The organism is Arcicella sp. BE140, from assembly GCF_031456255.1.
In the GTDB taxonomy this organism is placed as follows: Bacteria; Bacteroidota; Bacteroidia; order Cytophagales; family Spirosomataceae; genus Arcicella; species Arcicella aquatica.
Window position 1 is genome coordinate 225,662 of record NZ_JAVDUE010000007.1, and the last position, 12,388, is coordinate 238,049.

General features: G+C 35.4%; 9 protein-coding genes. 3 read left to right on the forward strand and 6 right to left on the reverse strand.

The features are described 5' to 3' along the window. Positions 1 to 52: 52 nt before the first annotated feature. The gene (locus J2Y60_RS12340; RefSeq protein WP_309918402.1) at positions 53 to 1,378 is read right to left on the reverse strand and encodes a BNR repeat-containing protein; all 1,326 of its coding nucleotides are present in this window, start codon (positions 1,376 to 1,378) and stop codon (positions 53 to 55) included. A gap of 25 nt (positions 1,379 to 1,403) precedes the next feature. After that, entirely contained in the window at positions 1,404 to 2,618 is a 1,215-nt protein-coding gene (locus tag J2Y60_RS12345) for a DUF2264 domain-containing protein (protein ID WP_309918406.1), read from the reverse strand. A 378-nt stretch (positions 2,619 to 2,996) separates the two neighbouring features. On the opposite strand from J2Y60_RS12345, the gene J2Y60_RS12350 reads away from it, so the two are divergent. Continuing rightward, positions 2,997 to 4,874, forward strand: a complete 1,878-nt coding sequence (locus J2Y60_RS12350) for a mucoidy inhibitor MuiA family protein (RefSeq protein WP_309918409.1) — start codon at positions 2,997 to 2,999, stop codon at positions 4,872 to 4,874. A gap of 86 nt (positions 4,875 to 4,960) precedes the next feature. On the opposite strand, the gene J2Y60_RS12355 is transcribed toward J2Y60_RS12350, so the two are convergent. Both J2Y60_RS12355 and J2Y60_RS12360 read right to left on the reverse strand, forming a co-directional pair. Further along, positions 4,961 to 5,362: a hypothetical protein gene (locus J2Y60_RS12355; protein ID WP_309918412.1), complete on the reverse strand. Its 402-nt coding sequence runs from the start codon at positions 5,360 to 5,362 to the stop codon at positions 4,961 to 4,963. A 379-nt stretch (positions 5,363 to 5,741) separates the two neighbouring features. Continuing rightward, positions 5,742 to 6,320, reverse strand: coding sequence for a Crp/Fnr family transcriptional regulator (locus J2Y60_RS12360; protein ID WP_309918415.1), 579 nt, complete (start codon positions 6,318 to 6,320; stop codon positions 5,742 to 5,744). 100 nt (positions 6,321 to 6,420) lie between these two features. Between J2Y60_RS12360 and J2Y60_RS12365 the strand changes: the two genes are divergently transcribed. Beyond that, entirely contained in the window at positions 6,421 to 7,008 is a 588-nt protein-coding gene (locus tag J2Y60_RS12365; protein ID WP_309918418.1) for an HD domain-containing protein, read from the forward strand. 57 nt (positions 7,009 to 7,065) lie between these two features. Here J2Y60_RS12365 and J2Y60_RS12370 read toward each other — a convergent pair whose 3' ends face one another. Then, on the reverse strand, positions 7,066 to 9,762 hold the full coding sequence (locus tag J2Y60_RS12370; protein ID WP_309918421.1) for a family 78 glycoside hydrolase catalytic domain: 2,697 nt from the start codon (positions 9,760 to 9,762) through the stop codon (positions 7,066 to 7,068). A 342-nt stretch (positions 9,763 to 10,104) separates the two neighbouring features. Then, complete coding sequence (locus J2Y60_RS12375) at positions 10,105 to 10,875, reverse strand: SDR family oxidoreductase (protein WP_309918424.1); 771 nt, start codon at positions 10,873 to 10,875, stop codon at positions 10,105 to 10,107. Between the two features lie 279 nt (positions 10,876 to 11,154). Between J2Y60_RS12375 and J2Y60_RS12380 the strand changes: the two genes are divergently transcribed. Then, complete coding sequence (locus J2Y60_RS12380; protein ID WP_309918427.1) at positions 11,155 to 12,336, forward strand: ATP-binding protein; 1,182 nt, start codon at positions 11,155 to 11,157, stop codon at positions 12,334 to 12,336. The last annotated feature ends 52 nt before the right edge of the window (positions 12,337 to 12,388 follow it).

Sequence of the window (12,388 nt, forward strand, 5' to 3'; positions counted from 1 at the left end):
TTTTGTGATTGTAATATATGGTTTATTAATCCTTGTTTCCTCCTTAAAGCCTTTATTTACTGCTTTTTTTTAATGCCTTCCATTCTAATACCTGTACTTTTTGGGGAGGATTGTTTACTTTTCCTTCGCCATCAGCTTGGTCTACTTTCTCTACAAAAAGGTGTAAATCTCCTTTAGTTTGCCAAAGTTCGGTATCATAAGTAGGTTCCCACGAACCTACAGAGGCTTCGCTAATATCTTTCAATATCCATTTTCCTGTTGCAAGATTAGTACATAATGCCGTAGATACTTTGTCGTCTCTTTCAGCATCTCTGAAAATGAGCATTGCGGATAATGTATTTTGTTTAGATGACCAAGCTAAAATCTGAGGTCTGGCAATAGGGATACGCTTCGTACCCACTCCGCTTAAACTAAAAGGCGTTTTTCTAAAACCTAGATTGCTTACTTGCCATTGTTTGTTCGCTAAATAAATAACATGGTATTGTGGCACGCTCTCATTAGCTTCTCGCCAGTAAGTAGCAATGTATGGATTCCCTTCGGCATCGGCTACCATCGACGTCTGATTGATTAATTCACTTTTTTGAGGAATCTTACAAGCATATTCAGCATTGCTGGCAGTGATTGGTAATTGATAAGGTACTCCTTGTGAAGTCTCCCAAGTTTTGCCTCCGTCTTTTGAACGAGCATAAGCCATATCATGATTACTGGCAACATCAGCACTTTCACGCCATACCCACGAAAGGTGTATTGTTCCTTGTTTGTCTAAACACGCTTGCCAATAAGCATTCCTTCTTCCTTCGCCATCAATCAGATTTTCTTGGATTGTATTCCATTTTTTAGTTTTCAAATCATACTGATTCATCACTAAGTTCCCTTTTCCAGAAGCACCATTTCGATAAAGAAACATGAGGTTTCCATTGGGCAATCGATAGAATTCAGGATACGTAACATTTTGTTCTGTACGCCCAGTCATGCTTTGTTTCTCTCCCATTGCCAACGAAAATGGTTTTTGACTAACCGCATATCGAAGGGCATTGTTGTGATGGTCCCAAGATAAGTGCAAATAGCCATCGCCATCTACCATCATTGAAATACAATTATGAGCATCACTAGCATTCCCTTTAAAGGCTGTCTTTTGTAATTCCCAGCTCTTTTGTCCTAACTTACGCTTGCCAAGTACCACAAAAGCATCTGCATCGTAATAGGCTATAAACTGATAATTCTTAAAAGAAACTAAGGAGTTTTTACGGAAAACTACGGCATTGACCGAATTCTTCGCCCAACCCTCTCCTACTTCAACAGTTTGAATATTGTCTTGTGCTTTTGAAAAGAAAACGATGCTACAAAAAGCTAAGGTTATGAGTACTTTATAATTCATGAACAAGGATTTATAGTATTCAAATTTATTCAACGGCATGGTCGCCTAATACGGACTCGCCCGACCAAACCTTTTGAGAGGTCCATTTGGTTGCTGGACTGCTCCAGAAAATATCTGTTTCAGGTAAGCCTAACGGCAATAAAATGTTGGCACAGATGTATAAACTTCCTGTGGTAATATAGACATCCGCTAAATCAGGCTGTGAACCGTATAGTCCGATAGCTAACCAGCCGTCTTTGGTAAATGTGCTTGGGCTTTCAGTAGTTTTTTTGATAACAGCCGTTAAAGCACTACGCACTTGTGCAGGGTTTAATTCTTTAGGTAACCCTTTTCGCCATGCAATATCTGCTAAATGATGAAAGGCTGCTCCCCGATATACAATAGAACGCCCCGTAACTGGGAAAGAACCATCGTTGTTGATTAATCTCTCTTGGATAACAGCATAGCGTTCATTTCTGGTTTTAAGCTTCTCGGTAGTCCAGTTAAAAAGGTTTGTTTTAGGACTTAATTCTTTAATCATATTCGCCAAATAGGGATGAATTACGTAGCTATTGTAATAGTCCCAATGATAAGGTGGGCCATCAGAATAAACACCATCACCAACATACCATTGTTCAAGTTGACGGAAACAATATTCTACCCGTAAATTATCCCAAGGATAGCCATATTTACAAAAAAAAGTTTCTATCATGCCCGAAAACAATATCCAGTTTGAAAAACCAGGTTTAACATTTCGGGTAGCTAAAAACGCTTTTATAACATTCTCTTTTGCTTGAGCATCAAGGTTTTCCCATAACCAAGGACTTCTCACTAAAGCTAGTGCTAAGAAAGATGCATCTACAAGTGGTTGTCCGCCTTTTTCAAAAGCCATATAATCTTTTGCTTTCGGGTTTACAGCATTGGCAATAGCTTTTAATGCGTAATTTCTATATTGATTTCTAAGGGCTACTTCTTTAGCCGAACCTCCTTCTAAATTTAACCACGGAGAAATACCGCTCATTAGCCGGGCAAAAGCTTCTAAATAGGCTACTTCTTTACGAGTATTAGGATTGTCGATAAATTTAGACATCGTCTGAGGCATCACAATGCGAAGGCTATCCTTTGCCAGACTACTTAAGATGGGTTTTGCTAGTTGGTCAAGATGTTGTAACCAAAAAGCACGGTCGTTATTGGTGGTTTGCTGTGCGTATAAACCTACAGGTAAAACGAGTGCACAGACAAGAAATAATTTTTTAAACATAATGAGCCTAGTAAAAATTAAAAGTTTTATCCTACTCGCAAAAGCGAAGATATATACAATTTCTACTCCTTTTATACTGAACTCCCATGCGATTCAAAGGATGAATAACATTTGCTTACTTTCACCCTACTATTAGACTATTTTAGCCCCTTTCTATTTGGTGACTTTAGGATTTATGGACGCTAGGAATCTGTGCGATTATTAGTGTTGAAAGCATCTGAAAAGGAATTAATGAATAGTTAACGCTAATCAACTAAGTTTTTAGTAGTGTTAAATACTAAACTTATCATAAATTTGTTTATAGAAATGCAATTACTTGAAGTATTGTCTACAAATCTTTTTATAAGCTCATTAATTATTAAACCCGTTAACTATCACATGAAAAGAAACATCTCACTTTGCCTTTTAAGCATCATCGTGTTTGGGCAAATGGCTCTTGCCCAAAACAAGAAACAAACAGTTAGTTCTAAAATCGAGAAAGTCACCGTCTTCACCAGTGGAGCACAAGTCAGCAGAAAAGCTAAAACGAATCTAGTAGCAGGCAAATCAGAATTAGTTTTTTCAGGTATTTCTCCGAATATCGATGTACAAAGTATTCAAGTAAAAGGCTTTGGTAACTTTACTATTTTGTCTGTCATTCATCAACGCAATTACCTAAATGAACAAAAAAGAAGAGAAGAAATCACTGTATTGGAAAACCAAAAAGAAAGTCTGAAAACAAAATTACGTGTCGAAAGAAGTATGTTCTCTGTTTTCAAAAATGAAGAAACTATGCTTACTAAAAACCAGTCTATAGGTGGAAGCAATACAGGAGTTAAAACAGCCGACTTAAAAGAAGCCGTTGATTTTCAAAGAAATAGATTGTCGGAAGTATTAATGAAACAGATAGAATATGAAAGAAATATTCAGAAAATAGATAGTAGTATCCGTATGTTAGACTATCAATTGAAAGCCTTGAATCAGACCAATGATTATGCCACTAGCGAGGTATTGGTAACTGTTTCTGCCAAAGAACAAGGAGCTGCATCTTTTGATTTGAGCTATTTTGTAAAAAATGCAGGTTGGTATGCCACTTACGATTTAAGGGTAAAAGATATTAGCAGCCCTATTGATTTATCTTTAAAAGCTAATGTATATCAGAGTTCAGGGGAAGACTGGAAAGATGTAAAAATGACAATCTCTAACGGTGACCCAACTGAAAGTGGAGTCGCTCCAAGTTTAAAACCTTGGTACTTATATTTTGGTCAGGCAAGAAATGAATTATCTGAAACACTAGAATCGAAGGTGCAAGGCCTTTCAAATGGCAATGAGGTAAGAGGAACTGTAACCGAAAGAGGAACAGGCTTGGGCTTGCCAGGAGTCCAGATTATGGTAAAAGGCACTAGTATTGGAACAGCCTCTGATGCTAATGGCAATTATAGCTTGAAACTTCCCAAGGATGCTCAAACTTTAGTGGTTTCGTCCATAGGTTATAAGAAACAAGAGGCATTTATCAATGGTAATATGGTAAATATATCGTTGGAACAAGATAGTCAATCACTTAATGAAGTCGTTGTTGTTGGGTATGGTGCTCAGCGTAAGATGTCTCTAACAGGTAGCATAACTTCAGTTGCTGCCGCCCCTTTAGAAACGACACAAAAGTATCAGCCTACTACGCTAGTTTTTGATATAGAAGTGCCTTATACCATTTTGAATGATGGCAAGGTATATTCGGTAGATATTAAAACCCAGTCTGTCCCTGCTTTGTATGAATATTTTGCTGTTCCTAAATTAGAAAAGGATGCATTCTTAACAGCTAAACTGATTGACTGGCAAGAACTTAATTTATTAGAAGGCGAAGTGAATCTTTATCTTGAAGGAGCTTACCTAGGTAAGTCTATTTTAGATGTTCGTCATGCTAAGGATACACTCAATATTTCGTTAGGGAAAGATAAAGGAATTATTATTGAACGTAAAAAGCTAAAACAGTTTAGCAACCAACAGTTTTTGAGCAACAATAAAACAGAAAACCGAGCCTACGAAATTAGTATAAGAAATAACAAGCAACAAAGCATTAACATCGTTATTCTAGATCAGTTCCCGATTTCTACCACCAAAGACATTTCGGTAGAAGAACAAGAATACAAAGATGCAACGATGGACAAGGAAAGTAAAATCCTTACTTGGAAATATGAGCTTCCTGCCAAACAAGAGAAAAAACACGTCATAAGATATGGCGTTAAGTATCCTAAAAATCAGGTGTTAGTGTTGGAGTAAAAAGAATTTTAATTGAAAGCAAAAAGGGTTGTTCTGATGCGAACAACCCTTTTATTTTCAATAGGTCTATGGTTAATCAAATCTTTTTAGTTCAAAGAAATAAAACGGTCTGGTGTATTTGCCAGTGGTTTTACCGTTCCTACTTGTACATTTTTAACTATTTTAGACTCTCCATCACTGATTTCGAACGTGTATTTACCATCTTCTAATTCTGTAAGGTCAAACTTACCACGATAAGCCGTATCGTTTTTTCTAATATATTCGTAATGTAGGACATCTCCCGATTCACTCTTTAAAATCACTGATAATCTTTTGCCTGCTAGTTTCTCTACCATTACATTCATTTTCATGGTATTAACCGTTTGATAAACACCAACTGCGAAAGTTTTTTGGGCGTTTAAGTTTCCATTATTATCTGTCGTTGCATTACTGATAAATGATACTGCTGACAATAAAGCGATTGCGAATGTTTTTACTAAAGTTTTCATTTTTTTGTTGTTTAGATTTTAAAGTATTTATTTTGAAAGGTTGAGGTTAAATGTTTGTATTTACATTTTTTCAATCATGCTAATACTATTAACAGAAGTATGCCAAAAAATATAAACAATTGACTATCAATATTTTAATATTTATTGACTATTTTAAAAGTGTACGCTTATAGTACAGTTAGTGTTCGATTTGAGGACGACTCTTTACTTTTTATAATAAGTTTATCATTTCTAAATGGGTTGTATCAAACAAAAAGGAGCTAGATATTGAATCTAGCTCCTTTTTGTTCTAAAAAATTATATTACAATTAATCTGTTATTCTTGGTAAGATACCCTTTCTTATTCCTAGCATCTTAAATCTAATATCTTGTGTCTGCCTTAACTAATCAATCCTTTCGCTTTCAAATCATTCAGTGTTCTGTTAAGGCTTCTCACAGTGATGCCTAAATAATTAGCGATTTCTTGTTTAGGTAGCAGTTTATTAAAGTCAGGAAAATTAGCTTTTAATCTTAACAATTTAGACTCAACAGGATGTGATTGATTATAAGAATGCCTGATGGCTTTATAATTTATTTTATTGGCTAAAGCTTTTAATATCAATCGATTAAATACGTTATTTTTCAACAACAATTCATTAAAATACGCTAAGGGTATTTTGTACAAAACCAATGGAGAGGAAGCTTCAATCGTACAAAAACTAATATCTTCTCTGATGGCTTCTATTTCTCCAAATATTTCTCCTTCTGCAAAAAACTCTTGGATAAAATCATTTCCCGTATCTTCTGTTAAATAACATTTAGCCATTCCGCTTTTAATTACATATACAGAAAATACATTTTGCCCACTCTTTATAATTTGTTCGGTTGGTTCAAAAGTTTGTTCAATAATATTTCCTTCTGTACCCAATTGGTATAGGTGGTTAACGTAATTCAACAATTCTTTATTAATTCTAATCATTTTTAGGAATTTGAGACAATTGTCCTTTTAACTAAGCAAATGCTATTTTTTCTTTGTAGCCTATAAAGTTAAAATTAGAAAATATAAAACGAACATCAATATGCAATTAAACCAATTATTAAAACAAATTGAATTCATCAAAGAGATTGATAAGCTAAAATATATTCAACGTAAAACCAAATTATTCAATAGTGATAGAAATGAAAACGATGCCGAACATAGTTGGCATTTGGCAATGATGGTATTGATTTTAGCAGAACATTCTAATGCTCCTATTGATATTTTAAAGGTATTGAAAATGGTATTGATTCATGATATTGTTGAGATTGATGCAGGAGATACTTTTTTGTATGATACTACCAAAAATCATGTAAATACTGAAGAGGAGCTGATTGCCGCACATCGCATTTTTGGCATCTTGCCTGAGAACCAAGCACAAGAGCTTATCAGTATATGGTTAGAGTTTGAAGAAGGTAAGAGTAATGAAGCAAAATTCGCCAAAACAATGGACAGACTGGAACCTATTTTACAAAATATGTCAAATAATGGAGGTACTTGGGCAGAGTTTAATGTTAGCTATGACACTGTCATTGAAAAAACAAAAGGTATGGTAAAAGGCTCAACCACTATTTGGGAATATACCGAAAACCAACTTCATGAGGCTGTTGATAAAGGTATTCTGAAATAATACTTAAAGGGAGTCTTTATTAATGAAAACAAAGACTCCCTTTAAGTATATTTGTTATTATTCAATATCCATCACAAAAGCATATTTCCCTGAGCCTACATCAAGTGTTCCGCTTTGGGTAGCTTTGATGCTTGTACCACTTTCAGTGATAGAAGTAAGCTTCTTGGTAGGAAAAGTAAGCGTGGCAGTCGAGTTGGCTGGGATTTCTACATCCCATAAAAGTTTACCATTTTCAATTTTCCAAGCTGATGATACCAAACCGTGGTTGGTCTTTAAACTTCCTTTTGCATAGGTTAATTCTCCGCCCAGTTGTGGTTTTATGGTAATACCCTTATAACCAGCTCCCTCAAATTCTTTGGTATCAATGCCAGCAATATTTCTGTACATCCAATCGCCAACGGCTCCGTAAGCATAATGGTTGAAAGATGTCATTCCTGGGTCTTGAAAAGTACTATCTGATTTCATACTATCCCAACGTTCCCAAATGGTTGTAGCACCATGTGTTTTAATCGGGTATAACCATGAAGGGTAAGTATCTTGTAAAAGTAATTTATAGGCTACATCATTTCTGCCAAAACGACTCAACACAGGATTCAAGAATGGCGTACCTAAGAAACCCGTTGTTAAATGATAGTCATAAGACTTGATATTGCTAACTAATCTTTCTACTGCTTGTGGGCGAAGTACTTCTGGCAACATATCAAATTGTAATGCTAAGATATAAGCCGTTTGTGTTTCAGAAATCAATCTTCCAGATGTCGTCATGTATTCATTCTGAAATTGTTTTTTAACTTTAGCCAACAAACTTTCATAGTCTTTAACATCATCGTTTTTACCTAAAACCTTAGCAGTATTAATCATCAGTTGTACACTGTAGGCATAAAAACATTGGGCTACCAAATAATTATCAGTAATGGCCGATTTCATACCAATCATTCCTTTAGAATCATCTACACGGTACGACAGCCAGTCTGCAAACTGAAAACCTGTATTCCATAAATCATTTTTAGCTTCTTTACGTATATACTCCACACTTTTTTTCATGGTTGCATATTGGTCTTCCAATACTTGTTTATCACCAAAGGCTACGAAAACATTGTATGGAATAATAATACCTGCATCACCCCAGCCTGCCGCTTGCATAGGTTGTCCAAAACCAGTAGCTTTCAGTACGTCAGGAATAACGTGTGGTACTGCACCATTAGGATATTGGTCTGCGGTTACATCTTTCAACCATTTAGCAAAAAACTGATTGGCATTAAAGTTATAAGAGGCCGTTCTTGAAAATACCTCTGCATCGCCCGTCCAGCCCAAACGTTCATCACGTTGCGGACAGTCTGTCGGCACATCCAAGAAATTTCCTTTTTGTCCCCATTGTATGTTTTTCTGTAATTGGTTTACCAAAGCATTTGACGTTTCAAAGCTTCCTGTTTGTTCCATGTCCGAATAAAGAGCATAAGCGGTAAAATCTTCTGGATTAATTTTTCCTTCAATGCCTTCTACCCTAACATACCTAAAGCCAAAGAAAGTAAAATGAGGCTCGAAGAAATCTTTGCCGTTACCGCTCAGAATATATGTAGCCTGTGCTTTTGCCGAACGCAGATTGGTAAAATATGGATTACCAAATTTATCCATCATCTCAAAATGAGAAAGTGTGATTTTATCGCCTGCTTTACCTTGTGCCGTAAGTGTTACCCAACCTACAAGGTTTTGTCCAAAATCTAAAATAGTCTCTCCATTCGTCGCCTTAAATACTTTTACGGGCTTGAAACTCTCATGTTTTTTGATAGGCTCATTTACAGAAGCATTGATATAATCTATCGGGAAAGTCTTTTCAATAGCATTTTTCCAAGATTTATCGTCAAATGCTACACTAGCCCAGTTGGCTACTCTTTTACGAGCATCAATTGTTTCACCATTATAAATTTCAGCATAAGTAATATCGCTTTCAGCTACTTTCCATGAATTATCTGAAATAACAGTTTCTTTTGAACCATCCGAGTAAGTCAATTCTAATTGGAAAAGTAAAGCCGTTTCTTTTCCATAAATATTTTGTTGATGTACCCACGCCAAACGCGTTCTATACCAACCACTACCAAGCGTTGCCCCAATAGCATTTTTACCAACATTTAGCAAATTGGTTACATCATAAGCTTGATATTGAAGGTGTTTATTGTAGCTCGTCCAACCGGGGGCTAAATAAGCATCGCCCATTCTTTTACCATTGAATTGAATTTCGTACAATCCTCTAGCGGTTACAAAAGCGGTAGCATTCGTGATTTTCTTTTTTGTTTCAAAGCTTTTTCTAAACATCGGCACTACACCATTTACAGTATCGTTTACAAAGCCCGAGTTTATCCATTTGGCTTTCCAATCTGTTTTGTTTAAAGCCGTTTGAAAACTAGCAGTTGCCCATTCTGACGTTTGCCCTTGATTATCCCAAGCACGTACCTGCCAAGTAAACCGTGTATTTGAAGGTAATTGAGACCCTCCGTAGCTATTAAAAATGGAAGACGAAGAAGCTACTTTTCCACTCGACCAAATAGTTTCTTTGCCCTTCTTTACCTGAATTTCATAAGCCGTTTGTAACACATTTTTTTTGTCGGTGCTAAGTACCCAACTAAATCGGGGTTTTTCTGCATCAATACCGATAGGATTTACTCGATTTTCTGTTTTCAATTGCTGAAGTTTTAATTGAGCCATTGAAAGATTTGCCATTAAAAAAAAGGCAAAAAACAATAGTTTTCTTTTCATGTTTCTTAATTGGATATTAGATAAAAATGATGGTAACAGCATGATAATTTTGAATAGTTTGGAATTTTTAACACCAAAATCAATAAAACATGCTATTTATTCATAAAATAAGTATAAATATATCTTGGAATAAAACAAAGACTCTCATGTACTTACCCTTATTTTCAATCACTTTTTTATCTTTAATCGCATTCAAAAACATATCTGCCTCACTTTCAGCATCTTATATTAAAAATATCAAATAGGTATTATTGTATATTATTGATACATAAAGCATTCTCACAAAAAAAACGCCTTTTTTCAAAGACGTTTTCGGTAATTATGATAAAAGTGATTAGGAAACTATCTGCCCATCCAACCGCCATCTACCGTTAGGATTGTCCCTTGCACATAATTTGAAGCATCTGAGCAAAGGAAAACCGTCGCTCCTTTGAAATCTTCTGTTTCTCCCCAACGGCCAGCAGGAATCCTATCCAAAATACTTTTAGATCTGTTTTCATCTCCACGCAAAGCTTCGGTATTATCTGTAGCGATATAACCAGGGGCAATGGCATTCACATTTAAACCTTTTGATGCCCATTCATTGGCAAATGCTTTTACCAAACTACCAATCGCTCCTTTGCTAGCGGCATAACCTGGCACATTGATACCCCCTTGAAAAGTTAATAATGAAGCTGTAAACACTATTTTCCCTTTCCCTTGAGCAATCATCATTTTACCTATCTCGCGGGTTAAGATAAATTGTGCATCCAAGTTAATACTCAGTACATTATCCCAATATTCGTCTGAATGTTCAGCGGCTGGATTCCTCAAAATTGTTCCTGCATTATTTATCAGAATATCTATCACTGGATAATCTGCTTTTACTTGATTAATAAATGTATAAAGTGCCGTTCTGTCTGAAAAATCACATTGATATGCCTTGAATTTTCTACCAATGGCTGTTACTTCCTTTTCTACCTGACTTCCTGAAAGCTCTAACGAAGCCGAAACACCAATAATATCCGCACCTGCTTCTGCTAAAGCCAAAGCCATTGCTTTGCCAATTCCTTTTTTACAACCAGTCACTAATGCAATTTTGCCATCAAGGCGAAATAAGTCAAGTGTATTCATTTCAATTATCTATTTTTAATAAATGGTTTATAATATCATCCATATTAATACAAAACAATATACTTTTCTAATTAAACTATCAATCTCATTGAAATTTAATATTTTATACTTGTTCAATCAAAGTGTAATCCTAATATAATGAGTCTTCCTCCGAAGGAACAATACTATTTTGGATAAAATCTCTTCTTTGCATTTTATAGCGTTTTTTTGATTTATTACAATATTTATCCCTGCAAATTCAAAATATAATTTTAAATTTGCAGGGATAAATATAAAATTATGATTTACAGAGAAGTCACTTCCGAATTACTATTTAGGGTAAACCATTTCCCTGTCTCGGCTATACTTGGCCCACGTCAGGTTGGAAAAACAACCTTAGTAAAAGCACTTCAAAACGAATTACCTAAGAAAAGTACTTACTTCGATTTAGAGATACCTTCAGATTTGAATAAGTTTGTAGCTGACCCAGAGCTTTTTCTTAAAAGTTTACAGCATCAAACTGTTATTTTAGATGAAATTCATCGTTTACCTAATATTTTTGTTTTGCTCAGAGGCTTAATTGACCAACAAAGAGAAGCTGGTCGTTTTATTCTGTTGGGGTCTGCTTCACCTAATTTATTGAAAAATACTGCTGAGTCTCTCGCTGGTCGAATTTCTTATTTGGAAATGCATCCATTACATTATCGAGAAATTACTCCTGATAATTACCAAAACCATTGGGTTTGGGGTGGATTTCCTGCAGTATATCTTGCCAAAAATGATAAAATAAAAAACATCTGGTTAAATGATTTCCTGATGAGTTACCTTGAAAGAGATTTACCTCAATTAGGACTCTCTGTTTCGCCTTTATTAATGCGCAGACTTTTAATGATGCTTGCTAGTATTCAAGGCGGTATCCTGAATTATTCTACCTTGGCAAACTCATTGGGTATCAGTCAGCCCACGGTAAAAAATGCGATTGACTTTTTAGAGCAAGCTTTTATCATCAGGCGATTGCAACCCTATTTTGTTAATATTGGTAAACGCTTGGTAAAAAGCCCTAAAATTTATATTAGAGATAGCGGTTTATTGCACCACCTACTCAATATCAAAGATATTAATAGTCTGTTGGGGCATATCGTAGCTGGTAGTTCTTGGGAAGGTTACATTATTCAAGAAATTATAAGCCTTTTACCGCAAGATGCTTTGCCTTTTTATTATCGTTCACAAGACGGGGCAGAATTAGACCTAATTATTGAACAAGGAATAAGCATAAAACTCGCTATTGAAATCAAACTTTCTGACTCTCCAACACTTTCAAAAGGAAATAGTACTTCGTTACAAGATATTGGCAATCCACCATTATTAGTAGTTACTCCTTCCGCCCAAGATTACGAACTTCGTCCTAACATTTGGGTTTGCTCAATTGCTACTTTGTCACAAAATTTAAGCCGATTTGGCTTAAATAATTATCAATCCTAGATAACTTTATTCCTGCAAATTCAAAATATAATTTTGAATTTGCAGGAATAAA